This window comes from Paenibacillus sp. 01L418, assembly GCF_056400045.1.
The window spans coordinates 22,325-46,325 of record NZ_JBFTSN010000002.1; the positions used below are offsets into that span (position 1 = coordinate 22,325).

A 24,001-nucleotide genomic window follows, 5' to 3' on the forward strand; every position below is an offset into this window, starting at 1 on the left:
ACGCTGCAATAAACAATATTGAATTCATGAGGTACACTCCTTATTTGTTACTGTATCGTTGAATAAAATTAGACACTAATTATAACATGTTTAAAAGTTGATTTTTCTTTCTAACTGTGAATCTTCTGCTTCTAAAAAGGTAACGACTCGGCATTATAGGAAGATTGTTTTAGTAGAAGAAATACAAAAAAATTATTTATGTAAAGGTACGATTCTAACGTGCAATAAGCTATTTTATATGCTACGATACCTTGTGTTTTACTTTTTATAATAGAAGCAGGTGACAGCATGACAACAGCAGAGGCTGGTAATGGAACAGGGCAAAAGGATCAGAAGGGCTTAAGCTTATTTTTTCTGACATGGCCCATATTTTTAGAAATCTTTTTGTTTATGCTGATGGGTATTGCAGATACGCTGATGCTGAGTGCAATTTCGGATAATGCGGTATCCGGCGTTGGTGCATCAAATCAATATTTGCATATAGCAATCTTACTATTAGAGGTAATCGGCAACGGGGCATCCATAGTCGTTGCGCAATATATCGGTTCTCGCAAGTATGTAGAAGCTGCCAAAATATCAGCGCTCGCAATCTCGCTCAATCTAGTAGTCGGGATTTTTATAAGCCTTATGTTCGTGTTGTTCGGCGGACATTTGCTGCAAACGTTAAATTTGCAAGGTGAAATACTTGAACATGCGAAAAGCTATTTAGCCATTGTAGGCGGCATGATTTTCCTTCAAGCTATCATCAACTCGATATCTGCCATTATTCGTGTACACGGTTTTACAAAGGAAGCGATGTTCGTATCGCTTGGCATGAATATCGTTCATATTATCGGAAACTATTTGCTTATTTTCGGGAAATTCGGATTTCCGGAGATGGGAGTTCAAGGTGCGGCGTTGTCATCAGTCATTAGCCGTGGTTTAGCGCTCATCGTCTTCTTCTGGATGCTGTACCGGATTATGTCAGTACGGATTGAAATCAAGTATTATATTGCATTGTCCAAGGAGTATATCCTTAAAATACTGAGAATCGGCATTCCGTCTGCATTGGAGCAAGTGATGTATCAGGCATGCCAAATCGTATTTTTGTATTATGCTACGTATCTTGGCGCGGCCTCCTTGGCGGCGAAAAACTATGCGAATAATATTTCGATGTTTACGTACCTGTTTGCCTTCGCAATTGGCATGGGTACTGCGATTATCGTAGGCAGGATGGTCGGTGCAGGCGAGCAAACGATTGCCTACCGTCAAGTATGGAAAAGCGTGCGCTGGGCAAGTGCCGTAACCTTGCTTGCCGTGTTGCTCGTTATTTTGTTCCGCGAGCCGCTCATGCGAATGTTTACGGACGATGAGGAAATTGTTCGGCTGGGCATAAATGTGCTCCTGCTAAGCATCGTGCTGGAGACTGGCCGTACGATTAATATCGTGCTTATCAACTCACTGCGTGCATCAGGCGATGCAAAGTACCCTCTGTATATCGGAATGGGTTCTATGGTCGCAATGAGCTTGCCGCTTGGCTACTTCTTCGTATTCCAGCTTGATATGGGCCTCGCTGGTATTTGGCTGGCGATTGCAGCAGATGAATGGCTGCGAGCCGTTATTATGTTTTTCCGATGGAAGAGTAGAAAATGGGAGAAATATGGGCTCGTTAAGCGTGATAATAAGGAGAAATCCGCAGTTTTGCAGGGTTAAGATGAGCTAAGGCAAAGCTGCTCGCTCAAATCATAATGAATAATGGACATCAGAGAAGTTTAACCACTTCACTGGTGTCTTTTTTTTGTAAATACAATTGACATAAATAGGATTACGCAATAAGATATAAATATACATAATATAAGTTAGTAAGTTTTAAAAAGTAAGTTAATATTTTATTTGGAGGAATTTTAAAATGGCAAAATCACAATGGACGGTTGATTCCACGCACAGCAGCATCGATTTCTCGGTAAAGCATATGATGATCGCAAAAGTAAAAGGTACTTTTCATGCGTTTGAAGCCAATATTTCCGCTGATGCGAATGACCTGACTTCAGCTGATATCCAGCTTACGATTGATCTTGATAGCGTGGACACACGCAACAAGGATCGTGACGCACATTTGCGCAACAATGATTTTTTTGATATCGAGAAGTTTCCGAAGCTTGTATTTACTGCAACGGCAATCACAAAAACAGACGACGGCGAATATTCCGTTGTTGGCGATGTGAGCCTTCATGGCGTCACACGTTCCGAGAAATTTGCAGTCAGCTTCGAAGGCGCAGGCAAAGACCCTTGGGGCAACGATAAAGTAGGCTTTAGCGCGACGGGCAGCCTGAAACGCAGCGACTACGGCTTAACGTATAATGCTGCTCTTGAAACGGGCGGCGTGCTCATTGGCGACGAAGTGAAGATTTCAATTGATATTGAAGCGATTCATCAAGGCTAATGGATTAAGAAGCATATTTATTAACGGCTCATCGGGCATTTGCCCGGTGGGTCGTTTTTTGTTGCTGTAAAACGCTTTCAGCGGTAGGATAAGGAAAGGAACAGCTAGTGAGAGTAAGGGGATATGCAATATGGAGCCAAATGCTTCAACACATATAAGGAACATCGGAATATTTGCTCACGTTGATGCGGGGAAGACGACTACAACAGAGCAGATTTTATTCCATAGCGGTCGCATTCGTTCGCTTGGCAGCGTGGATGCAGGCACGTCACAGACGGATTTTCTAGAAGTGGAACGCTCAAGAGGCATATCGGTACGTGCAGCAGCAACCCGTTTTACTTGGCAAGGAGTAACGATTAATCTGGTCGATACACCGGGGCACGTCGATTTTCTCTCTGAGGTCGAACGTTCACTGCGCGTCATGGATGGAGCGGTGCTTATTCTGTCGGCAGTTGAGGGTGTGCAGGCACAGACAGAAGTCATATGGCATGCGCTGCGCGAACGAAACATTCCAACGCTTATTTACGTGAACAAGCTGGACCGAATCGGTGCAGATCCAATAGGAACGATCCAGCAAATTAAGCGTTTGTTATCCAATCAAGCAGCGCCAGTTCAGGCTCCGCTTGGTCTCGAGGATAGTTTCAGCGGTGGAGTTAGCCTGCTCGTTTCGGGAATAGCAGGGAGTGAGACGGAGGAAGCGCAGCGTTATTTGCAACTGTTGGAGGAAGCTGTGGCAGAGCAAGATGAAACGTTGCTTCTTCAATATTTAGACAGTGGCACACTGCCCAAAGCAGAACTGAATCAACTGCTGCCTGCGCTTACGCAGCGCGGTGAATTATTTCCAATTCTTTTTGGCGCATCGAATCGTGGGATAGGCATCGAGCCTCTCATGCAAGCAATGATTACGCTGCTGCCGCCGCCCCAAATCGTCTCAGACGGTCCGGTGTCGGGCGTCGTCTTCCGTATTGAGCGCGATGCAGCGATGGGCAGAATCGCCTATGTCCGCCTGTACAGCGGGGTGATTCGCAATCGTGATTCCGTCCGCAATGAGACGCAGCAGATCGAAGAGAAAATTACGCAGATTCGCAAAATCGATGGGCAAAAGGCCGAGGATGTAGGGCTGCTCGCGGCAGGCGATATTGCAGCGGTTTGCGGCTGGACTCAGGCGCGCATTGGCGACATTATAGGCAGCGCTGAGTTTGTTCCCGGTGAGACGCGGATGGCTGTTCCGCTGCTGACGGTACAGGTGCGCTGGAGCAACGAAGCCGAATATCCGGCTGTCGTTGCGGCGCTGCATGAGCTTGCGGATGAAGATCCGCTGCTCGATTTGCAATGGCTGCAGGAGCAGCGCGAGCTGCACCTGAAAGTCATGGGGCCGATTCAGATTGAGGTGCTGACGCATGTGCTGAACAATCGGTACGGCTTAAAGGCTGAATTCGATCAGCCATCGGTTATCTATAAAGAGACGCCTGCTCAATCAGGCGAGGGTTTCATTGCCTATACGATGCCGAAGCCATGCTGGGCAATTCTGCGGTTTCATATTGAGCCTGGTGAGCGCGGGAGCGGGATAACGTTTAGCTCCGTTGTCCGATCAGAGCGGCTGCTTGACCGCTATCAGAACGAGGTGGCAAGAAGTGTGCCCGAAGCGCTTCAGCAGGGGTTATTTGGCTGGGAAGTAACGGATATAAAGGTTACTCTTATTGAGGGCGAGCATCATGTGTGGCATACGCATCCGCTAGATTTTGCAGTCGCAACCCCGATGGGCATTATGGATGGTTTGTCGCGCATTGGAGTAAAGCTGCTGGAGCCGATGCTGTCCTTCCGCCTCTCTGCCCCAGAAGAGACGGGCGGCAAGCTGATGAACGAGCTCATTCTAATGCGAGGCGAGTTTGATACGCCAGTCGTCAGGCAGGAGAGAATGGAAATTGAAGGGATCATTCCTGTTGCTACGTCGCTTGAGTTTCCTGCGAGATTTGGATCGCTTACCAAGGGCAGAGGTGCGCTTGCAACCTTCTTCGCCGGATATCGCGAATGTCCGCCTGATGTAAAGGCGGAACGGGTAAGACGAGGCGTCAACCCGCTGGATCAGTCAAAATATATATTAGCTGTTCGAAATGCGCTTTCCAGCTCATAGCCGCAAGCGTTTTTGTTCATTTATATAGCACAGGGCATATATTTAGGAACGGAAGGGAAATACGAGCGAAGTATTTTAATTTAAGGTAAAATATGGGTATCTGTACAAGTGTGTAAACCTGATAAAGGGAGGATTTTAATGATCATACGTTCCCTTGAAGAAATTACAAATATGTCTGATGGTTATGCGTTGCAAGATAGCTTGTTTGGATTCTTGGATCAAAAGGTCCATGGCGTATCCATTGATACAAGAACGATTCATCCTGGCAATTTGTATATTCCAATCGTACGGATCGACGATGGACACAAGTACGTTAAGCAGGCTTTTGAAAAGGGGGCAGTTGCTTCTTTATGGCAAGCAGATCATATCCCGCCACCTGAAGGCTTACCGATTATTATAGTAGAAGATACGTTAAAAGCACTGCAAAACATCGCCATGGCGTATCGAAGCCAATTAAACTGCAAGGTAATTGCTGTAACAGGCAGTAATGGCAAAACAACGGTTAAGGATATGGCCTATACCTTATTGAGTACAACGTTTAACGTTCAGAAAACAAGTGGAAATCCCAATGGCGAGTACGGACTTCCGCTCTCTTTATTAGAGGTTAGAGATGATACAGAAATCGTTGTTTTAGAAATGGGCATGAGCAACAGAGGTGAAATTAAAATTCTGTCTGAAATTGCAAAGCCTGATGTTGCTATAATTACAATGATTGGCGTTTCTCACTTGTCGAATCTAGGTTCTAGAGAACAAATCGCTTTGGCCAAGTTGGAAATAATTGAGGGACTAAACTCTGAAGGGAATTTCCTGTTTAATGGCGATGAGCCGCTGCTCGTTAAGGGACTGGAGGAGAGAGGCTTTCCGTGGACAGGAGCAACCATTCGATTCGGTCTATCTCCATCCAACGATTATTTTCCTCTGAATATAGAGCACAAGCAATCAGATCTCTTATTCACATTAAAGCAATATCATATGCCATTTCGATTGCCGCTCCTTGGTAGCCATAATGTGGCCAATGCCATTGCCGCGATTGCTGTTGCAAACCTTTTTAAAATCGATGAAGAACATATTCAATTAGGGCTGAGCAATTTAGAGATTTCAGGAATGAGAATGGAGCGGATTTGGTCGGCCAAAGGTTTCTTAATTATTAACGATGCTTGGAATGCCAGTCCTGTTTCTATGCAGGCGGCCATTGAAACGGTTCAAAACTTAGAGGGATTCCATAAAAAAGTATTAATATTAGGGGACATGCTCGAACTAGGAGATGCCGAGGCAGCGTTTCATGAAGAAGTAGCCCGGAGTGTGGATTTATCAAAAATTCACTCGGTGTTTACTTTCGGTCATATAAGCAAAATAATTTCGGATACGCTTCTCGATAATGGTTTTGAGGGAGAAGCCAAACATTTCACATCAAAAATAGCTTTAACTGAAGAGTGCATGCGAATCCTGAGTAAAGATGATGTTGTTTTAGTAAAAGGATCTCGCGGTTTGAAGCTAGAAGAGGTCTGTCACCTTCTAGAAGATAAGCAGCAATAGGCAGAAGGAGAGGATTTTATGTTGAAGAGAGTGAATGAGCTTCCGACGGATAAAAGAATCGCTGGCATACATAGTATTCCTTTGCTCGAGGATGGCTCTATCGTGATGGTGTGGGATCGCAACGAGCAGACGCTAACGACGGTTGGCGGAAGAATTGAACCGGGCGAGAGCATCGACGAGGCGCTAGATCGGGAGACGGTGGAGGAAGCCGGACTGCTGCTGATGCCGGAGAGAATACCTGTTGCCTGCTGGTATTGGACGGAAACAGATACGTATACCGTATTTGTTGTCGCGAAGGTTCATCGCTGCGTTCCGATGCCGGAAGGATTTGAGACCACGGGGCGCGTCACCTTTAATTTCGAAACGGCTAAACAAGTCGTAAATCGATTAGAGGGGCATGGCCAACGTATACTTATATTAAATTATGCGGAAGAAGCTGCCTCTCACATATTCACAACCCAAAACCCATGATCTTTACTCTAACGAACTGTACTATGCTTATTATGCAAAAAACTACGTTTGTTTCATTTTAACGAACCTAATTGACGTTATAGTAAGTTATGTAAGGTGTTAGGATCTATTTTTCGCAAAATAACGATTCTGGAGTTCGTTGTAATTTTAATTCATTACGAATGGTTTAAATAAGAGTGATTAGGTTCGTAAGCGATAGAGAAAATATGCTTATGCTCCTTCAAAAAAACAAAGCAGGGTCTGTTTCAAGCGTAGGTAATCCTACTTCTGAGACAGCCCCTTATTTGTTTATTATGATTCTCATGCAACTCTCTCTCTATCTTTTCGTCATAATAAGATACAATACAGGGAGGTTAGACCAAATGAGGAAGTTTATGTTTTTAATAAGCATTTTTTTCACGGTAAGTACATTTATTGCGTTAGGGACTGCTTATGCGGATTGGGCGTATCGTTTCGTTGTGAACGAAGGCAAGTCTTACATTGTTTCAAATACTCAGGTGGAATCCGCACAGATTGGCTCTAAAATCGGTATGGTTACTTCCTATTCAGACAAAGAAGGAACGTACTCTGGCAATTTCTCAAACGTTTATCCGAAAGGAACGGAATACTACGCAATCAAGGATATATCGATAAATGAGGCCATTGCGATAAAGCAGGACGATGGTTCTTTCATTAAGGCAGCGTATGGGAGCGAATATGAAGGAAAAGCAATTAATTTAAAAACAGTGCTGTTTTATATAGGCGGCCTATTTTTGTTGATTATCGTTTTTATGCTTGTGAAAAATAATTGGAAGCAAAGCGAGAATTATTTTACTAAATAACTCGTTTTGAGAAAAGAGGCTGATACGATGAGCACAAAACATTATTTTGCTATATGGTTAGTTATCCTGTTTTTCGAATTAGGGTATCTGTTCGATTTAACCCATCGTGTGCATGATACTGAAGATACTCTAGTAATTATTGTTGTTATCGCCGTTACGCTTGTTGTGGGCAATACCTTCATAAGAAGTGTGAAAAAATAATGGCTCTGTCCGAATAGAGGGAATTGTATGGTAACCAAGGTAGTATCAGTGCTGCTGGGACTTCTATTTTATCGCTCCCCTGTATTTAAGTTCACAGAGGACGAGGTCAATGAATATGAAAGATTGTATTCGGATGCTGTCCGCAATAAATCTGAAATAATGTACGCCAGCACTTTTCCCAAATTCCGTTTTGTTCAGTATATTGCAATGACAAAACCAGTCATAATGCACGGGTCAAATCATAAAAATATTGAACAATTCGAGTTAAGAAAGCAGACGCTTTTTAACGGTAAATATGTAGAAGCCATATTTGGCACAAAAGATGGCATTTGGCCGTTGTTTTATGCGGTTTTTGATCGGAGTAAAGTGGTAGGCAACTTTCGAAATGCTTGTTTAAAAGTGAAGGCATCTCAGAGCTATTATTTCTTCTCTATCACTAGCGAGACTAAAAATAAAGCACCTTGGACGAGCGGAATGGTGTACATTTTACCACAGGATACGTTCAAAATGGTTAGTCATTCTGTCGTGTCTTTTGACGAGTGGATTAGTGAATCGCCGGTGCTGCCCATTACAAAAATAGAGGTAGGTCCCCAAGATTTTTACTTCATAGATAAGGTTGCAAGCCATAAAGCAGAGGAATCGCTATTCATTTCATGGATTTCCTATAAACGCAGAGTTAAGCGGAATGTGAAGGTGTTATCATGACAATTATACATATGGAAGGTGCGAGTGCAGTTGGCAAGACGACCACCTCAAGCGCATTAGCATTAAAATACGGCGGTTATCATATTCCCGAAGTGAATACGTTGTGGAAACGCCCAGAAAACGAGTATCCTGAATGGTTTTTTGAGCGTCAGCTTGATCGCTTCAGAATAGCGCAGGAGAAGAGTAAGGACCATCGTTTTGTTGTTATTGATATCGATCTATTTCAGCCTTTCTGGTACAACTGGGCTTTTGGGTATACTCTCTTTGGCGGACAGTCGCTTGAGTTCCTAACGGATTATTTCCGTAAGCAATTGCTTGCCCGCAAGATTGGCTTTCCAGATAAGTATTACCTATTGAGCATAAATGAGGCTGAGCTGCGTAAACGCAAAGAGGGTGACGCAACCAGGGGACGCAGCGGGTTTGAAATGAATTTAACATTTATTGAACCGCAAAAGCACTATTTTGAAGCTTTAAATTCATTTATTCCGGGTTTGGTCAGTTTCATTGAATCCGTATCGATTGAAAATAATGTACAACAAATTGTAGAGACAATGCCCTCAAGACCCCAAGAACACACGTATTCTGTAGAGTTGTTTGATTTTATGATCAGTTGGCTTCGCGAACATAAGGCTTCTGGTTTTCTAAAAGGATAAGAGAGGTTGGGTGTTAATATGGAGCTATTGTATGACCGGTATGTAATAAGCGATGATAAATCAATGCTTAAGTTTGACACCATTTGTGGCTTCTTAGCTAGAAGCTATTGGGCGAATAAAAGGTCATTAGAAATGATAAAAAAATCTATAAATAACTCGGTCTGCTTTGGCGTGTATGATGGGGACAAGCAGGTTGGTTTTGCTCGTGTAGTGACGGACTTTGCGACTATGTATTATCTGTACGACGTTTATATTGATGAGGAATATAGAGGCGCCGGGCTAGGGAAGAAATTAGTAGAAGTGATAACCGAGCAATTTGAAGGAATGATGGGTCTACTTGGTACGCTCGATGGTCATGGACTATACGAAAAGTATGGCTTTATGAAGAACACGGAACGTTTTATGAATAGAATGCCTCGTTAAAAAAAGGACTCTCTATAAATACAGAATTAAGCGGAGCACGAAGGTGCTTTCAAGAAGATAATTTACGGTATGCGACAACACGCCATTTGAGGGAGCCCCTAAGGGCTCTTTTTTTTCACTGGGCGCAAACACCGCAAGTTAGGTCAATCCATTCGTTTATGTCATGATGAAGGAGAGTTATCCGCTTTATTTTCAAGCTTGCTCCTACGGACTATTCGCGTTATCTTGAGAGGTATGTCGAATCAATTTTTAAACAGATGAGAGCACTTGGGAGGCATATCGCGTGAACAAATGGATTAGAGGCTTAACTCCAGAAACGTTCAAAAACAGAATATTGATGGCTTTTTTGCTGCTAGTGCTAGCTCCGTTCGTTTTATTAGTTATTTATAATTTCAGTGAAACGGAAAGAGTTCTGCAGGAGGAAGCCTCCGCCAAAAACGAGGATCAGCTTCTCGATATCGAGAAGTCTTTCCTGGATGTGCTCGGGCTTGTTATGAAGACAGGCCTGCTATTAGAACAGGATGACACCATCCGCTCGGTTATGAAAAATCCGGAGCAGAAAGATCCGCTAACGCGGAAGGAACTGGTGGAGAATAAGTTCGCAAGCATTGAGAACAGCTTCTTCCTGACTGGTGCAACGGTGTATTATACGCTGGTAGATAAACAAGGTTATGCCTATACCTCCTTTGCTCCTCGTGAGCCACTGAATTACTCCTCGATTACGAGTGAAGCATGGGTAAAGATGCTTTCCTCCAATGAAGGGGAAAGCTCCATTTGGAATGCAAGCGATACCAATTATGTGAGTCCGGTTATTAAACCCAATCAAAATATGCTTAGTCTCTATCAGATGCTCCGCGATGAGAATCTTAAAGAGTACGCCTATGCCCGTATCAGCATCGATTATGAGCAATGGTTCAACAAGGTGATGAGAGATAGGCAGCGCGAAGGCATTTATTATTTATTGGATCATAGAGGAAAATCAATGGTGCAGTCCGATGCCGATGAAGCGATTGATCCCGCCATTTTATCAGCGATGCTCGAAGTAAAAGAGCCCTCTGCATCCGCTTCCATTGTTAGCCAAGATGAGAAGGTATTGTATACGTTCAGCCATATTGCTCAGTTAAATGGATTTATTGTGAAAAAAGTACCCTTGTCCTTGCTGTTTGAAGAAGTGGAAACGTTGAAAAAACGCTTTTTCGCCATCTTCGGGTTGATTACGCTTGTGTTTGTCATGATGACCTATTTTATTTCTTCAACGATTACTGTTCCTCTAAAAACGCTGCAGCGAAAGATGGAGATATCGGTCAAGACTAACCTCAAAGTAAAGCTGCCAGAACAAGGGCGAGGTGAAATTCTTGCACTCACGCGAAGCTTCAATACCATGATTGACGATATAAATGGCTTAATGGAACGGCTTCAATTAGAGGAACGTCAGAGGCAGATCGTCCGCTTTCAGGTTCTCTTATCTCAAATGAACCCGCATTTTCTTTTGAATACGCTTAATGTTATTAAAAGCATAGCGCTTGAGAAGGATGAGGATGACATTTATGAAATTTGTGTTTCGCTCGGAAAAATATTAGAGACGACATTGAATGTAGAGGTCGACCTTATATTGCTGAAAGATGAGATTGCGCTTATCGATTCCTATATGCGCATACAAAGCGCTCGCTTCGGTGGGCATATTACAGTCAGCTATGAGCTAAGTGACGAGCTAAACTTTGCACTGGTTCCGAAATTCTGTCTTCAGCCTTTGGTAGAAAACGCCATTATACATGGGTTTGGAGGGAGACGGAGTGACGGCCGAATTGAAATCAAAGCAGAGGCGAGACATGATCTTTTGTATCTTGAAGTGGCGGACAATGGAGTAGGGGTAGAACGTGCCAAAGAGAAGAAGGTGTTCCGTAAGCGGAAAAGCATCGGTATTCAAAATATTCGAGAAAGCTTGGAGCTTCTTTTCAAAAATCAGAGTACGGGCTTGTCCCTTGCCTCATCAGAAGAGGGAACAAAGGTTATGATGCATCTCCCTCTATTATTATCGAAACCCTATTTAAAGGAGACTGACAGCGATGTGGACCGTATTGATCGTTGATGATGAACAGCATGCAAGAGCGAGTCTCAGCAAGCTGATGAGCAAAGCTAATCTTCCTTTTGAAATTATAGCCACTGCTAATGACGGCGAGGAAGCGTTGCAGGTGATTCGAGAATTGCGGCCGGACGTGGTCATTTCCGATATTGATATGCCCATGATGGATGGAGTAGAGCTGCTGAAATCTGTCAGGAAAGAAGGGCTTGATTGCCGATTCGTTATGCTTACCTGTATGAATGAGTTCGAGTATGCAAGGCAGTCGCTGGAGTTCGGAGCGTCCAGCTATTTACTTAAGCTTTCAATGGATGTGAGCGGGTTGACGCAGGCACTAGAGAAGGTAACCCTTGAATTAGAGCAGCGAGAGCAATTAAGGAAAGCAGCCAAGTGGTTTCCTAAGAAGAATACGTCTGAACCTACGGATCATCCTGAGATGAATAAAATTATCCGCCATATTGAGGAGCATTACGCTGAGGAAATCACATTAAAACGTGCAGCTGAGCTCATCTCTATGGATGCAAGCTATGTGAGTGATTTGTTTAAGAAAAAAACGAGCCAAACCTTTATTCACTATGTACAGAACCGCCGAATCGAGGCAGCAAAGATGCTGCTTGAGGAAACAAGCCAATCAATAGGCGAGATTGCAAGGCAAGTAGGATTCGAGAATGACAACTATTTTATTAAAATATTTAAACGATGGTGCGGCATGACGCCAAGTGAATATCGCAAAGAGCAAAATAAATGATCCAAAGAATGTATCATGAATCGCCAAATATCGTTCCTTACCCCGCGAAATGCCCGGTGATAAGATTTAACTAAGCAATTAAACAAGTTTGTAGGGGGCAAAGAAATGAAAAGAAACAGAATGTTGATCAGTGCTCTTTCTCTTATTCTTGTCATGGTTCTGATCGCTGGATGCGGTGGGAACAACAAAAATAATGTTTCGGGGACACCAACAAACAGCGGCGCCACAACAACCAAAAAGATTAAGCTTACGCTATGGGGCGGCGTGCCTCCTGAAGCGGGACCTCAAGCAGTTGTTGACGCATGGAATGCCGAGAATCCAAATGTACAAGTGGAATATGTTCGGTTCGTTAATGATGATGCGGGCAACTTAAAGCTGGATACTGCTTTGCTTGCCGGGCAAGATGCAGATATTTATATAAACTACACCCTCTCTCGCCTTCAAAAGAGAATAGATGCAGGTGTAGCCGTAGATATGAGCGCAAAGACGGATTACAACATTGATGAGCAAATGGGTCCTGAAGCTAAGCAATGGATGATTAATGACAAGTATTACGGCATGCCTACAAAGAAAAACATGGCGTTCATCTGGTTGAACAAAGATATGCTTGATGCGGCAGGTTTGCCTATTCCTCCGCTAGATTGGACATGGTCTGATTTACAGGAATATGCACTGAAATTGAAACAACCTAATGTATGGGGCTTGCTCCAGCATGATGCTGCATTTACTACGCAATTCGACGGCACGATCGGTGGAGACGGGTACGTGAAAGCAGACGGCACATCCAACTTCGATAATGCTTATTGGAAACAAGGGTTTGAAATTTTGCACAACATGATGTTCAAGGATAAATCAACTCCGGAATATGGCGAGCAGCTGACCAGCAAGATGCCGGTGGATACGATGTTCCTAAAAGGCGAGACAGCGATGCTGACAGCTGGTGAATTTATATTCCGTAATGCGAACAATCTAGTCGATTTCCCGCATGATTTCAAAATTGCTTTTGCACCAATTCCGCGTATCTCCAAGGATCAAACCAACTTCAAATATCCAGGCGGATTGGGCGACGTGATTTCGGTTAACGCGAAATCCAAAAATCAAGAAGCGGCTTGGGAATTTGTGAAATGGTACGCTGATGGCGGAATGCTGCCAATGGCTCCGGGCGGACGTATTCCGTCATCCAAAAGTGTAGACAGCACGGAAGCGATTGATTTGCTCCTAAAAGGGTATGAAGAAAATTATGATCGGGATTCTCTTAACAAAGTGGTATTCGGCAAATTCGAATCATTCCAGCTTAACGTGCCTCAGCAAGTGATCGATGCGCGCAAAGAAGAATATGAGAAGTACTTCCTCAATAAGCAAGATATCGACACGACGTTGAAAAATATGGCAGAGCGGCACAACGAATTCATCAAGAAATAAGCTGCGTAAAGAAAGTAAGAAGGAGCAGCCTTGTCCTTCTTACTTTTTTTTACGGGTGAACGAAGAAAGGCGGGTTGTTATGAGTAAAACGAGCTGGATGCGCAAGCAAAGCTGGTTGGGTTATGTGTTTATTCTTCCGAATATGTTGGGCGTATTATTGTTTTTTGTCGTACCTGCGTTATTTTCCTTTGGACTGATTTTTACCGATTATCAATTTTCGAATCCAAATGTCTCGTTCACGGGAATGGACAATATAAAGCGAATGTTTCAGGATGATCAGTTTTATAATGCGATTAAGAATACGGCGATATTCCTTCTTTCTGTTCCAGTATCGCTTGGACTATCCTTTGTCGTCGCTCTCGTTCTGAATAAGAATGTATATCTGAAAGGGCTGCTGCGGGGGATGTTTTTTCTTCCCTATATTTCTAGCGGGGTAGCTGTTGCATTCGTTTGGATGCTCTTGTTTCAACCCTCTCAAGGGCCGATCAATGAAATACTTCGCTGGATTGGCATTGTATCGCCGCCAGGCTGGTTCGCTGATACCGAGACTGCGATGTATGCGATTGACATCATACAGATCTGGTTCTTGTTAGGCTACAACATGATTATTTATCTTGCTGCGCTTCAAGAAGTGTCGCCTGAACTGCTGGAAGCAGCGAAGATAGACGGCGCGAAGAGCCGGACTGTCACGTGGCGAATTGTATGGCCGCTTGTTAGTCCGACTACCTTTATGCTGCTCATTACGGGCTTAATCATGACGATGAAATCCTTCTCCATCATTCAAGCGATTACACAGGGCGGTCCGAGCGGAAGCACGACGATCTTGTCGCTATACATTTACAAAACAGCCTTCAGCTATTATGAAATGGGCTATGCTTCAGCGATATCATGGTTCTTGTTCGCTATTATTATGGGGATAACCGTTATTCAATGGATTAGCCAGAAGCGCTGGGTCCACTATTAGAAAGGGGAGTTTTCAATGAACAATCTAGTCAGCTCTGTCAAAACCAAGATGCCGTTAACTGTACTCATGCTCATTTGCGGCGTGTTCATGATACTTCCGTTTCTATGGATGGTCAGCACGTCCCTGCAGAGTCCAAGTGAAGTATTTACAAGATGGCTGCCCTCTAAGCTTGATTGGAGAAGCCATGAACGAATTTGGACAGGTGACTATAACTTCATCACCTATTATTTGAATTCACTTAAAATCTCCATTATTAGCACAGTCGGCGCAGTGTTTCTATCCGCTTTCGCTGCTTATGGTTTTGCGAGAATCGAGTTTAGAGGCAGGAATGCCATGTTTCTCGTCTACTTGTCCATGATGATGATACCGCCACAGGTTATTTTTGTTCCGAAGTTCATCATGTTTAACTGGATGCATATATACAATACGCATTGGGCGCTTATATTGCCGGGCTTGTTCTCGATTTTTGGCGTGTTTATGCTAAGACAATTTTTTATGAGCATTCCAAAGGAAATTACGGAATCTGCTTTTATAGACGGTGCTGGTCATTTTCGCATTTTCTTTAAGCTTGTTCTGCCTTTAGCGAAGCCGGCACTAGCTACCTTTACGATTATCGACTTCTCGTGGCACTGGAATGACTTTGAGAACGCGCTCGTATTTTTATCCAGCCCCAATTTATATACGATCCCGCTTGGCTTGCAAAATTTTATTTTGGAAAATAACGTCGATTACAACGGCATGATGGCTGCGGCAACCGCTGCGATTGTCCCTATGATCCTAATTTTTATCATCGGTCAAAAATATATTATTCAGGGCATATCGGGCTCTGCCGTTAAGGGCTGATCACTCACAAAGAAAAGGAGCGTTATGATATGAGATCTGAAATTATAAAGACAGAAGTAACCGTCATTGGTGGCGGGCTCGCCGGCGTTTGCGCTRCCATTGCTGCGGCAAGACTAGGACAGACCGTATCCTTGGTACAGAACCGACCTGTCTTGGGCGGCAACTCCAGCAGCGAGGTGCGCGTTTGGGTATGCGGTGCTACAGGGCATGGCGTGAATCGTTATGCCAGAGAAACGGGTATTATGGGTGAATTGTTCGTAGAAAATCAGTATCGCAATCCTGATGGCAATCCTTATCTTTGGGATCTGATCGTATTAGAGGCCGTTAAAGCGGAGAAAAACATCGAGCTGTTCCTCAACACAGATGTACATGAGGTTGAAGCAACAGGCTCAGAGGTGGATCGTCAGATTCATTCCGTGACAGGCTGGATGATGGGATCTGAACGCAAAATTCGCTTCGAGAGCAAAATGTTTTTAGATTGCACCGGGGACGGTCTGGTCGGTTTTCTAGCAGGAGCAAAGTTTCGAATTGGACGGGAAGCGCATCATGAATTTAAGGAGGATTGGGCTCCTGAAGTTGCGGATGACATCACGCTCGGAAGCACGATTTTATTTTATACAAAGGATGCAGGCCAACCAGTCAAATATATCCCGCCAAGCTTTGCCAAGGATATTTCCCAAACCTCCATACCGGTACGCCGGGTAATGCGAAGCGGAGATTCGGGCTGCCACTACTGGTGGATTGAATGGGGCGGGGAGCTGGATACCGTTCATGAGAATGAGAGAATACGGGATGAGCTGTGGTCCGTTATTTATGGCATCTGGGATTATATTAAAAACTCAGGGAAATTTGAAGCGGATAATATGACTCTGGAATGGGTAGGATCTCTTCCAGGCAAACGGGAATACAGGAGATTTGTTGGTGATTATATCCTCAATCAGAATGATATCGTGGCGCAGGAGCAATTTGAGGATCGAGTAGCGTTCGGTGGCTGGTCCATCGATTTGCATCCACCAAAGGGAATGTATGCGGAAGAGAGCGGCTCCAAACACTTCCATGCAGATGGTACGTACCATATTCCGTTCCGTTCGCTGTATTCCAGCAACGTTAATAATTTATTGTTCGCCGGCAGAAATGTTAGTGCGACACATGTTGCTTTTGGCACGACTAGAGTAATGGCTACTTGTGCGGTAATGGGAGAAGCGGCCGGGACGGGAGCTGCCATCTCTGCTATGAAGGGAATTACACCAAGAGAGCTAAGTCAGTCTCATCTTGCAGAGCTGCAGCAAACACTCCTTAGACAAGATGCTTCCATTATTGGTATTCGCAATGAGGATGCCGGCGATTTGGGGAGAAGCGCCAAAGCAGCTGCTTCGAGTACGATGAGAAACGTGCATATAGATGATGCGTCTAAGGTTTATTCTTTACTGAATCCGGTCGGAATAACGTTCCCGGTCACTTCGGAGCTAAATAAGCTGTCTTTGCTTGTTGATGCTTTGGCGAATACAGAAATGACGATTGAAATACATTCTACTGGAAAAAAAGAAAACTATATTCCAATGGGACTTATCTCCAAGCATACCGTGAAAGTAACACAGGGAACGAAGCAGTGGGTTGATTTTGCGCTTGATTATAAGGCGGAAGAAGCGATCAATTTATTCGTTGTCATTCAGTCGAACCCGGAGCTGCAATTGTATACGTCTGAAACGCCGCTTTACGGTGTGTTGTGCTTCGAGAACAAGATCGATTCATCCGCTGATTTCTCTAGTTACTCGGATACGCAGCAGACCATGGCTTGGCAAATGAAAGGGCTGCACAGAACACCTTTCTGCTTCAAGGCATTCCCTGAGACTACAGCATACGAAGCGGTATCTGCTATTGATGGCTATACAAGACCTTATGGCGGTCCTCATACATGGGTTTCTAATCGAATGGAGAGCAATAAGCCAGAGTGGCTTTCTCTTGAGTGGGATTCCTCTGTTTTCATATCCAATATTCATATTACCTTCAATGATGATGTGAATGAGGATCTAATCAACCTGCACCATCATAGAACGCCATTTGAAGTTATTCCTGAGCTGGTGAAGGATTATCGAATTGAGGCTTTTGTCGATGAGCAATGGAAGGTATTGCTGCGTGAGACGGATAATAGAAAACGTAAACGGACGCATCAGCTGGAGCCTATCCGTACCAATAAGATCCGCGTTGTAATTGAAGCTACAAATGGATGCCCTTATGCTGAAGTTGTTGAAATACGGGCTTATGAGTAGTCATGCTGTGGTGCGCTTAGCAGGACTCTAATTGAATTTTAAAAAAATAAGCTAATTCAAGGCAGCTTTAACCACCGTGAATTAGCTTATTTTTTATTGTTATCTGTTCTTTCATAAAATCTTTCTCCAGTACTAGGGTTAAACCATACTTGCTGCTGAACGCCCGTTGTCGGATCAATAAATATTTCATTCGTTATCTGGAAACCAGCTGGAGGCTGAAGCGTGCGTTGCTTTAGCCGCCTACGGCGATATATAAACGTACTAATAATAGCGATAATAATAACCAACAATTGAAGGGCGAAGTAAATGCTCATGAAATAGGGCATCGCTAATTTTTCTCAGCCACAACTGCAGTACCATAAGCGACGATTTCAGACATCGTTTGTCCGATTTCACCAGAGTCAAATCGCATCATCACGATTGCATTTGCTCCCATGGCATGTGCATTTTGAATCATACGGTCTATAGCGACCTTACGGGCATCTTCAATCATTTCAGTATATTCTTTAATTTCTCCACCGAATATACTTCGCACAGAGGCTGTAATATTTCCTCCAAGGCCGCGGCTTCTTACTACTACACCAAACGTGTGGCCTAATACTTTATCAATATGATAACCAGGAATATTTTCTGTAGTGACAACTAACATTTTGGTTCCTCCCATTCTAATTATGTACTGAACATAACATGCTTATCATAACAAAATCATTATTACATTCTTCTTGCGATATAGAAGTCATATCAACTAAAATCATAGTATCACTCATTCCAATAATATCCAATGGAAATATATATAAAATGAGAGGCTAGTACTATGATTTATGTTGTTAGGCATGGCAAACCGATTTATAAAGTGTATTTTGCGCGATAAGAAAAGAGGATCATATGCGGATTCGACTGGCGACGATTGACGATGTACCTGATATCGCTCATGTCCACGTAGAGAGCTGGAAATCCACCTACAAAGGGATAATCTCGGATGATTATTTGACCAAGCTTAGCATCGAAAGTCGTATTAAAAATTGGTTATGGGTATTTAATCGCTCGAACCCTGATGAAGTGATTTACGTTATTGAAAATGATGAAGGTACGATAGTAGGATTCGCAAACGGTGGGAAGTGCAGGAGTGAGCAATACGACTACGACGGAGAGCTTTACTCCATATACTTGCTGGAGGAGTACCAGGGGCTCGGGTTCGGAAAAGCACTGTTTTCCGCTGTGGTCGATCATTTGAGAATACATAATTATCAAACATTAATGGTATGGGTGCTGGAGAAAAATAGTGCAATCAACTTTTATTATCGATTAGGGGCGAAGGCCTTTACGAAAAAAGATATCCAAATAGGCAATGATACCGTTACCGAATTAGGGCTTGGCTGGGATGAGCTCCTGTAACTTATTTCCTTATTTACACGTCATAGCAGTCAAAGGGGCGATGTTATGAGGAAAATGGTTATGATCGTTTGTATGATTTGTTTAGTCGTTACAGGCTGTGCTTATGGCGGCGGTTCGAACAAAAGAAACGAAGAAACGATAACATTGGATCAAATAAAGAGTGTATTTGAAAGCCATGGCATCCCGTTAACCGCAAAAACCGATATAAACCCGGGTGCTGTATTTTCTAGAGCCTATAACGATATAAAACCGGAGCAATTCAACTATAATACGAGTCAAAGTATTAGTATTTATATTTATTCATCAAGCAAAGAGGCTAAAAAAGGCTTAGAGGATTTTGCTAATAGCTGGGCAGCGGCGGATTTGGCGTCTTATCGTTCCCACCATGTAGCCAATGTATTGTTTTTTTACGGAGCAGAAACGACATTGGGAGAGGAACACATCACGATGGCGATCGAGGAGTTAAAAGCTCTGACGAAGAAATAGGTTAGAATGCATATAAAACAGCCCACCATAGGATATGGTCCAGCCCCAATATTGTAGACAATGAAAAAAGCCCTATGAAATGAACTGTTAAATGACAAAGCGGCAGACCAAATTCTGGTCTGCCCTTCATGATTAAACTATCGAGTCCCCTTTAGCTTAATACCTGTTCCTTCTGATGGACCCAATTAGGAATGTGATGTCCAAAATATTTCGTGACTTTTTTTGCTTCAGTGAGAACTGTTTTTATTCCAACTTCATCAAGAAACCAGTTTTCTTTGTTATAACGTAAATCATCTTGCTTAACTTGGAAGGTTACGTTCGGAGGGAATACGGTTTGATAAGTCATCAGTGCCCTCCTTGAGAAAAAGGACTTGCAAACTAATATCGCACGTCTTACTTCAATCTGCTGCTCCATGATAACATTCCAGGAATTTCTTGCATTTTCGAATGTGTTTTTCGCTTGATCTTCTTTAAGTATTCGATCTTCCGGAACACCTAAAGATATACCAATCTCCTTTTGAAATTCCCATTCTGTTTTTTCGATTTTTACATTATAGCCACCTGAAGGTAATATGTAATTTGCCATCCCTGAATGGAATAACTCCGATGCAATCTTCATTGGTTTAGTGTGACTGCCACCAGGAACCAGGATAATATCCGCTGGTATAATCTCTTCTTCAGTGACAAATATCAAATCTGTAAGACAATCAAACGGATATTTCAACGATGCTGTAGTTCCAACATGATTGGTAAACAAAAAACGTCCCTTCCTTTCCATTGTCCCATGAAATCCCATTTTTCAATTATATCATCTGTTTGAGTTATTAACGATAAATCCAGCTAGTTGAGAAAACGGCAGCTGATCATCATTTGATCGGCTGCCGCCGTGTCTTTATACCACTATCGTTACCCGATAGCTTAATGATCATCACCGATGTCTCGTTTGACACAATAACTAAGTACAATTTCCCCGTCTTCCATTTCACCAGTCTCTTGAAAGCCGAGACTTTTATATAAACGATTCGCGGCGGTGTTATGTGGTACATGATTAACCCTAATTTGCTTACAATCAGGCCTGGCGGATAGTATCTTGATGACCTCTCTTATTGCCAACGATCCGTAGCCTTTCTTTTGGAAACGTGCATCGACCATGAATCGCAGTATCCAATAGTACCCGTCCTTATAAATTTCATTGTCAAAGAGCAGGAAACCAACCATTGTATCGTCAGTATAAATACCAAAAGGCTTGGATGTTGGTTCTTTCGTAGCGTGTATAATGGAATCTGCATTGGGAGCTACCAGATCCTCCTGCTTCTTTTGGGGCTTTAAATTGATGCACTCAGTTTCGTTGTCTTTAGTTATAGGTCGTAACTGAACCACGTGATCAGTCATAAAATTACCTCCTTCTCGACAAAATACTGATAAACGCCCACTAATCTGCCCGTTAGCGGAGCGAATTTCCAGGATTGCAATACGCTAGTCTATCGTTCCTCTTGAAAAATATTTATACTATAATTTCTTCTTAAAGAAAAATTGTTTTATATCTTCTGGGTATTCATCATTAACGGCAAAAATCTCATAACCCATACGCTTATAAAATTCCGGCGATTGATACGTGAATGTGGAAGTATGAGCAAATATACAGCCAAGTTCTTTCTCTAGCCGCTCAGCTTCTGCTATCATGATTTTTCCATATCCTTTGTTTCTGTATTCATTAGCTATCCAAAATACATCAATATACAAACCGTAAGACCAGGTTTCACAAAATAAACCGCCCACGACTTTGCCTGATTTATCTTTTAGATATAAATTAATATTTTGCCTGGCTTTTTTAGTAACCCATTTGTCGCACGAACATTGTACTCATATAAATTATTACATACCTGATTGTAATCAGTGTCATTTGAGTCTACTGTAATCTTGATATTGTCTAAAGTTATATCAGTCATAGGTCTCCCCAATAGGATATTTGTGCTTAATCATTTATTTGTATAAACTCTCTCAGACATGTATTAACTAACAAATAATACCACAAAGAAGTAATAATTCATTGGTAAAGAACAATTAAAGCTAATTAATCCTACTCATTAGCTGATATGCTCCCCAAATAGTAGACAGGTGAAATAATAAAAAACCTGTTGCTATGAGGGGAGCATTTTCATGTCTAAAGTTATATATTCCGTATTAGAGAAACCTACTATTATCGGAGAGATTGAAAGTGGTGAACTAGGCCTTATGGCCGCTACCTATAGCGGTGTTGGATTACCTAAGAACGGATAGAGATTGTTCAATATTGCCTGACAAATAACGATGACTATGGGAAGACTGCGGAGCAACATCAGGTTTCCTACCAACAGGTATATCAGTGGGTGAAGAAATACCAAGACGGCGGGCAAGATGCGCTGCAGGATGGACGTGGACGTAAAAAGACCGAAGAAGAGTTAACTGACACAGACCGCCAAAAGCTTGCCATGAAGAAGATGCAGGCTGAAAATGAACGTCTGCGCGCAGAAATTGCATTTCTAAAAAAGTTAGAGGAACTCGAAAGAAGGCGACGCTAAGTCAAGTACGTCAAGAAAACATCTATCTTGCCATTCAAGCTGTACAGCAAGACGGGCAGTTCAGCATAAAGATACTTTGTGAAATTGCAGAGATTCCACGATCCAGCTATTACAAATGGTTGAACCGCAAGCCTAGCGTACGTGAACTAGAAAACCAGAAACTCACAAGATCGATGATCTCGCTGCATGAGAAGGTAGGCGGTATCTACGGGTACCGTCGATTGACCCTTCACTTATGCAAAGAAACGGAGCAGCAGATTAACCACAAGCGCATCCAGTAGTAGACCGATGCTTTCAATACACTTCCCTACGGTTCAAAAAGTCATTTGGCAAAAAATTAACCCATAGCATGTCCCTCGTAGGGAGCTGCATTGATAACGGACCCATAGAATCCTTCTGGGAAACCCTGCAGTGCGAAAAATTTTATTTGCATACATACCGAACTTTTGATGAGCTTGAACGGGACATTGAAGCTTACATTCACTTTTACAATTACGAACGATTACAGGCAAAACTAAACGGCCTCAGACCAATGGAGTTTAGGACTAAGGCCGTTTAACAGTTTTTATTTTTTGTAATGTCTACTTGACGGGGGGCACTTCAGTGCTACCAACTTCTAGATTAACGGCAATAATGCCGTATGCTTGAGGCTCCTCGGCTGATGCTCCAAACCAAAGCTCACCGTCTCCGACCATCACGCCTAGATCGCGTACGAACAAATCCTCCACCTTCTGAGCGGCTAGCGCATCCTTCACGGGTTTTGTCATAATGGCATCATATTTCTCTATAAACTCTGCTTTGGTTGTAATCTCCATCGATGTTTTTCCATTTACTCGAAGCGGCAGCAGCACTAGGTCTGCAACGGCCTCTTTATCATCAGCGGCAACAGCTGTCTTAACCGCTTCAAACATTTTGATAAAAGCTTTAGGATCGGTAATGCCAGCAGCGGCGAAAGGGTTATCCTTCTCTGAAGCAGCATTTGTTTCTTCGGTTTGATTAGCGGGAGCGATTGCAGCGGAATCTGGATTAGGTTGAGCACCCATTTCACTCGTTCCTGTTTGACTGCAGCCAGCTAATAAAGTCATCGTTATGCCAAAAGCGGCGAAAGCCGCAAAACCTTTCCGCCTTTTATTTGTACGCGGTATTGTTGTCATCTCATTCAGCATGAGAAGCCTCCTTCATGAAGGGCTTGTATAATCAAGCCCATCAGTTATGTCTCCATGTTATTTTAAACGAGTTGTCCTAATCTCAATCACAAATCCCCAAAATAATGCATCAGCGTCGTCCTAGTTTCCCTTTACGTTTCAATAGAAGGAATACGGTGACGATAACAGCGGCAGCAACGATGGGAATAATAATAAAATAAACCATGTTAGTCATCTTTTTATATTCATCTATCGCTTCAAGATCGTAACTTGCAAGCGACAATGGTTTTGTTCCGCCGCACCAAGTATCAGTCGCTATTTCGCCTGGTTCAAACTTGTATAAGTAATTTTTCTTTGTTGTTTGATAAGCATATACTAGATAGTCTGTGCCTTCAGTAAATTCGCTGCCAGCAGTCGTGACAATGGTTACTTTATCGCTGGAGGTGCCTTTTAATGTCGACTTCACTTCAAAGGTTGTCCTGCTTTTGGGATTCATACTGCCGGCTTCCTCATAGGTGGTCTCCATGGCTTTAGCAATATATACAAAATCATGTTTTTTAAACAATTGCTTGGGTGCATCGCTCTCGGCACATGACCATGCGAAGCTTTTGGAAGGTGCAATCGTTAGAGACAGGGAGACGAATACGATTAAAAAGAGAAGAGAACGGAACATTTTCATTACTGTATGACTCATTTTTTTCTAATATAAGAAAAGACCAGT

The 24,001-nt window shown here is 43.0% G+C and carries 26 protein-coding genes and 1 pseudogene; 20 read left to right on the plus strand and 7 right to left on the minus strand.

Annotated features, from left to right (window positions below):
- Nucleotides 1–288: 288 nt before the first annotated feature.
- The 16 genes from AC1DSE_RS00465 (at nt 289) to AC1DSE_RS00540 (ending at nt 17,693) form a co-directional block, all read left to right on the plus strand.
- Nucleotides 289–1,692 carry an MATE family efflux transporter gene (locus AC1DSE_RS00465; RefSeq protein WP_477509485.1) on the plus strand — a complete coding sequence of 468 codons (1,404 nt, stop codon included), beginning with the start codon at nt 289–291 and terminating at the stop codon, nt 1,690–1,692.
- A 196-nt stretch (nt 1,693–1,888) separates the two neighbouring features.
- Nucleotides 1,889–2,422: a YceI family protein gene (locus AC1DSE_RS00470; RefSeq protein WP_441874582.1), complete on the plus strand. Its 534-nt coding sequence runs from the start codon at nt 1,889–1,891 to the stop codon at nt 2,420–2,422.
- Between the two features lie 130 nt (nt 2,423–2,552).
- Nucleotides 2,553–4,556 (plus strand): GTP-binding protein, encoded by a 2,004-nt coding sequence (locus AC1DSE_RS00475; RefSeq protein WP_477509484.1) that lies wholly within the window; start codon nt 2,553–2,555, stop codon nt 4,554–4,556.
- A gap of 138 nt (nt 4,557–4,694) precedes the next feature.
- The gene (locus AC1DSE_RS00480) at nt 4,695–6,092 is read left to right on the plus strand and encodes a UDP-N-acetylmuramoyl-tripeptide--D-alanyl-D-alanine ligase (RefSeq protein WP_477509483.1); all 1,398 of its coding nucleotides are present in this window, start codon (nt 4,695–4,697) and stop codon (nt 6,090–6,092) included.
- Nucleotides 6,093–6,110: 18 nt separating this feature from the next.
- Entirely contained in the window at nt 6,111–6,563 is a 453-nt protein-coding gene (locus tag AC1DSE_RS00485; RefSeq protein ID WP_477527313.1) for an NUDIX domain-containing protein, read from the plus strand.
- A 362-nt stretch (nt 6,564–6,925) separates the two neighbouring features.
- Nucleotides 6,926–7,384, plus strand: coding sequence for a hypothetical protein (locus AC1DSE_RS00490; RefSeq protein ID WP_477509481.1), 459 nt, complete (start codon nt 6,926–6,928; stop codon nt 7,382–7,384).
- A gap of 27 nt (nt 7,385–7,411) precedes the next feature.
- Nucleotides 7,412–7,585, plus strand: a complete 174-nt coding sequence (locus AC1DSE_RS00495) for a hypothetical protein (protein ID WP_179089745.1) — start codon at nt 7,412–7,414, stop codon at nt 7,583–7,585.
- Between the two features lie 27 nt (nt 7,586–7,612).
- The gene (locus AC1DSE_RS00500) at nt 7,613–8,290 is read left to right on the plus strand and encodes a hypothetical protein (protein ID WP_477509480.1); all 678 of its coding nucleotides are present in this window, start codon (nt 7,613–7,615) and stop codon (nt 8,288–8,290) included.
- Nucleotides 8,287–8,943: an ATP-binding protein gene (locus AC1DSE_RS00505; protein WP_477509479.1), complete on the plus strand. Its 657-nt coding sequence runs from the start codon at nt 8,287–8,289 to the stop codon at nt 8,941–8,943. Before AC1DSE_RS00500 ends, AC1DSE_RS00505 begins: the two co-directional genes overlap by 4 nt.
- 132 nt (nt 8,944–9,075) lie before the next feature.
- A complete protein-coding gene (locus AC1DSE_RS00510; protein WP_477509478.1) occupies nt 9,076–9,366 on the plus strand; it encodes a GNAT family N-acetyltransferase in 291 nt (96 codons plus the stop codon).
- Between the two features lie 283 nt (nt 9,367–9,649).
- Entirely contained in the window at nt 9,650–11,455 is a 1,806-nt protein-coding gene (locus AC1DSE_RS00515; RefSeq protein ID WP_477509477.1) for a sensor histidine kinase, read from the plus strand.
- Nucleotides 11,433–12,194 carry a response regulator transcription factor gene (locus AC1DSE_RS00520; protein ID WP_477509476.1) on the plus strand — a complete coding sequence of 254 codons (762 nt, stop codon included), beginning with the start codon at nt 11,433–11,435 and terminating at the stop codon, nt 12,192–12,194. Before AC1DSE_RS00515 ends, AC1DSE_RS00520 begins: the two co-directional genes overlap by 23 nt.
- Nucleotides 12,195–12,299: 105 nt before the next feature.
- Nucleotides 12,300–13,616: an ABC transporter substrate-binding protein gene (locus AC1DSE_RS00525; protein WP_441874592.1), complete on the plus strand. Its 1,317-nt coding sequence runs from the start codon at nt 12,300–12,302 to the stop codon at nt 13,614–13,616.
- 79 nt (nt 13,617–13,695) lie between these two features.
- The gene (locus tag AC1DSE_RS00530) at nt 13,696–14,580 is read left to right on the plus strand and encodes a carbohydrate ABC transporter permease (protein WP_339205520.1); all 885 of its coding nucleotides are present in this window, start codon (nt 13,696–13,698) and stop codon (nt 14,578–14,580) included.
- Between the two features lie 15 nt (nt 14,581–14,595).
- Nucleotides 14,596–15,423 (plus strand): carbohydrate ABC transporter permease, encoded by an 828-nt coding sequence (locus AC1DSE_RS00535; protein WP_076266365.1) that lies wholly within the window; start codon nt 14,596–14,598, stop codon nt 15,421–15,423.
- Nucleotides 15,424–15,452: 29 nt separating this feature from the next.
- Nucleotides 15,453–17,693, plus strand: coding sequence for an FAD-dependent oxidoreductase (locus AC1DSE_RS00540; RefSeq protein WP_477527314.1), 2,241 nt, complete (start codon nt 15,453–15,455; stop codon nt 17,691–17,693).
- An 86-nt stretch (nt 17,694–17,779) separates the two neighbouring features.
- Here AC1DSE_RS00540 and AC1DSE_RS00545 read toward each other — a convergent pair whose 3' ends face one another.
- The gene (locus AC1DSE_RS00545) at nt 17,780–18,007 is read right to left on the minus strand and encodes a hypothetical protein (protein ID WP_477509474.1); all 228 of its coding nucleotides are present in this window, start codon (nt 18,005–18,007) and stop codon (nt 17,780–17,782) included.
- 14 nt (nt 18,008–18,021) lie between these two features.
- Complete coding sequence (locus AC1DSE_RS00550) at nt 18,022–18,342, minus strand: heavy metal-binding domain-containing protein (protein WP_076266362.1); 321 nt, start codon at nt 18,340–18,342, stop codon at nt 18,022–18,024.
- A 236-nt stretch (nt 18,343–18,578) separates the two neighbouring features.
- Here AC1DSE_RS00550 and AC1DSE_RS00555 point away from each other — a divergent pair, with 236 nt between their 5' ends.
- Together AC1DSE_RS00555 and AC1DSE_RS00560 are read left to right on the plus strand one after the other, a co-directional pair.
- Nucleotides 18,579–19,088, plus strand: coding sequence for an N-acetyltransferase family protein (locus AC1DSE_RS00555; protein ID WP_477509473.1), 510 nt, complete (start codon nt 18,579–18,581; stop codon nt 19,086–19,088).
- 45 nt (nt 19,089–19,133) lie between these two features.
- Nucleotides 19,134–19,574, plus strand: a complete 441-nt coding sequence (locus AC1DSE_RS00560) for a hypothetical protein (RefSeq protein ID WP_477509472.1) — start codon at nt 19,134–19,136, stop codon at nt 19,572–19,574.
- A 151-nt stretch (nt 19,575–19,725) separates the two neighbouring features.
- Here the strand turns inward: AC1DSE_RS00560 and AC1DSE_RS00565 are convergent, their stop codons facing one another.
- The 3 genes from AC1DSE_RS00565 to AC1DSE_RS00575 all read right to left on the minus strand — a co-directional run bounded on the left by AC1DSE_RS00565 (nt 19,726) and on the right by AC1DSE_RS00575 (nt 21,353).
- A complete protein-coding gene (locus tag AC1DSE_RS00565; RefSeq protein WP_477509471.1) occupies nt 19,726–20,331 on the minus strand; it encodes a YdcF family protein in 606 nt (201 codons plus the stop codon).
- Nucleotides 20,332–20,492: 161 nt separating this feature from the next.
- Entirely contained in the window at nt 20,493–20,966 is a 474-nt protein-coding gene (locus tag AC1DSE_RS00570) for a GNAT family N-acetyltransferase (RefSeq protein WP_477509470.1), read from the minus strand.
- Nucleotides 20,967–21,083: 117 nt separating this feature from the next.
- Complete coding sequence (locus AC1DSE_RS00575; protein WP_477509469.1) at nt 21,084–21,353, minus strand: GNAT family N-acetyltransferase; 270 nt, start codon at nt 21,351–21,353, stop codon at nt 21,084–21,086.
- Between the two features lie 518 nt (nt 21,354–21,871).
- On the opposite strand from AC1DSE_RS00575, the gene AC1DSE_RS00580 reads away from it, so the two are divergent.
- Nucleotides 21,872–22,135 carry a helix-turn-helix domain-containing protein gene (locus AC1DSE_RS00580; RefSeq protein WP_477527315.1) on the plus strand — a complete coding sequence of 88 codons (264 nt, stop codon included), beginning with the start codon at nt 21,872–21,874 and terminating at the stop codon, nt 22,133–22,135.
- Nucleotides 22,136–22,481: 346 nt separating this feature from the next.
- Nucleotides 22,482–22,694: pseudogene (locus tag AC1DSE_RS00585) on the plus strand (IS3 family transposase); the annotation flags it as partial.
- A gap of 22 nt (nt 22,695–22,716) precedes the next feature.
- On the opposite strand, the gene AC1DSE_RS00590 reads toward AC1DSE_RS00585, so the two are convergent.
- A complete protein-coding gene (locus tag AC1DSE_RS00590; RefSeq protein ID WP_477511276.1) occupies nt 22,717–23,301 on the minus strand; it encodes a hypothetical protein in 585 nt (194 codons plus the stop codon).
- Between the two features lie 109 nt (nt 23,302–23,410).
- Complete coding sequence (locus tag AC1DSE_RS00595; protein WP_477511275.1) at nt 23,411–23,959, minus strand: hypothetical protein; 549 nt, start codon at nt 23,957–23,959, stop codon at nt 23,411–23,413.
- Nucleotides 23,960–24,001 lie beyond the last annotated feature (42 nt).

What these genes read in the sequence shown, in the direction of transcription:
- AC1DSE_RS00465 (WP_477509485.1), top strand. Translation starts at nt 289, where the DNA reads ATGACAACAGCAGAGGCTGGTAATGGAACAGGGCAAAAGGATCAGAAG.
- AC1DSE_RS00470 (WP_441874582.1), top strand. Translation starts at nt 1,889, where the DNA reads ATGGCAAAATCACAATGGACGGTTGATTCCACGCACAGCAGCATCGAT.
- AC1DSE_RS00475 (WP_477509484.1), top strand. Translation starts at nt 2,553, where the DNA reads ATGGAGCCAAATGCTTCAACACATATAAGGAACATCGGAATATTTGCT.
- AC1DSE_RS00480 (WP_477509483.1), top strand. Translation starts at nt 4,695, where the DNA reads ATGATCATACGTTCCCTTGAAGAAATTACAAATATGTCTGATGGTTAT.
- AC1DSE_RS00485 (WP_477527313.1), top strand. Translation starts at nt 6,111, where the DNA reads ATGTTGAAGAGAGTGAATGAGCTTCCGACGGATAAAAGAATCGCTGGC.
- AC1DSE_RS00490 (WP_477509481.1), top strand. Translation starts at nt 6,926, where the DNA reads ATGAGGAAGTTTATGTTTTTAATAAGCATTTTTTTCACGGTAAGTACA.
- AC1DSE_RS00495 (WP_179089745.1), top strand. Translation starts at nt 7,412, where the DNA reads ATGAGCACAAAACATTATTTTGCTATATGGTTAGTTATCCTGTTTTTC.
- AC1DSE_RS00500 (WP_477509480.1), top strand. Translation starts at nt 7,613, where the DNA reads ATGGTAACCAAGGTAGTATCAGTGCTGCTGGGACTTCTATTTTATCGC.
- AC1DSE_RS00505 (WP_477509479.1), top strand. Translation starts at nt 8,287, where the DNA reads ATGACAATTATACATATGGAAGGTGCGAGTGCAGTTGGCAAGACGACC.
- AC1DSE_RS00510 (WP_477509478.1), top strand. Translation starts at nt 9,076, where the DNA reads ATGATAAAAAAATCTATAAATAACTCGGTCTGCTTTGGCGTGTATGAT.
- AC1DSE_RS00520 (WP_477509476.1), top strand. Translation starts at nt 11,433, where the DNA reads ATGTGGACCGTATTGATCGTTGATGATGAACAGCATGCAAGAGCGAGT.
- AC1DSE_RS00525 (WP_441874592.1), top strand. Translation starts at nt 12,300, where the DNA reads ATGAAAAGAAACAGAATGTTGATCAGTGCTCTTTCTCTTATTCTTGTC.
- AC1DSE_RS00530 (WP_339205520.1), top strand. Translation starts at nt 13,696, where the DNA reads ATGAGTAAAACGAGCTGGATGCGCAAGCAAAGCTGGTTGGGTTATGTG.
- AC1DSE_RS00535 (WP_076266365.1), top strand. Translation starts at nt 14,596, where the DNA reads ATGAACAATCTAGTCAGCTCTGTCAAAACCAAGATGCCGTTAACTGTA.
- AC1DSE_RS00545 (WP_477509474.1), bottom strand. Translation starts at nt 18,007, where the DNA reads ATGAGCATTTACTTCGCCCTTCAATTGTTGGTTATTATTATCGCTATT.
- AC1DSE_RS00550 (WP_076266362.1), bottom strand. Translation starts at nt 18,342, where the DNA reads ATGTTAGTTGTCACTACAGAAAATATTCCTGGTTATCATATTGATAAA.
- AC1DSE_RS00555 (WP_477509473.1), top strand. Translation starts at nt 18,579, where the DNA reads ATGCGGATTCGACTGGCGACGATTGACGATGTACCTGATATCGCTCAT.
- AC1DSE_RS00560 (WP_477509472.1), top strand. Translation starts at nt 19,134, where the DNA reads ATGAGGAAAATGGTTATGATCGTTTGTATGATTTGTTTAGTCGTTACA.
- AC1DSE_RS00570 (WP_477509470.1), bottom strand. Translation starts at nt 20,966, where the DNA reads ATGACTGATCACGTGGTTCAGTTACGACCTATAACTAAAGACAACGAA.
- AC1DSE_RS00590 (WP_477511276.1), bottom strand. Translation starts at nt 23,301, where the DNA reads ATGCTGAATGAGATGACAACAATACCGCGTACAAATAAAAGGCGGAAA.
- AC1DSE_RS00595 (WP_477511275.1), bottom strand. Translation starts at nt 23,959, where the DNA reads ATGAAAATGTTCCGTTCTCTTCTCTTTTTAATCGTATTCGTCTCCCTG.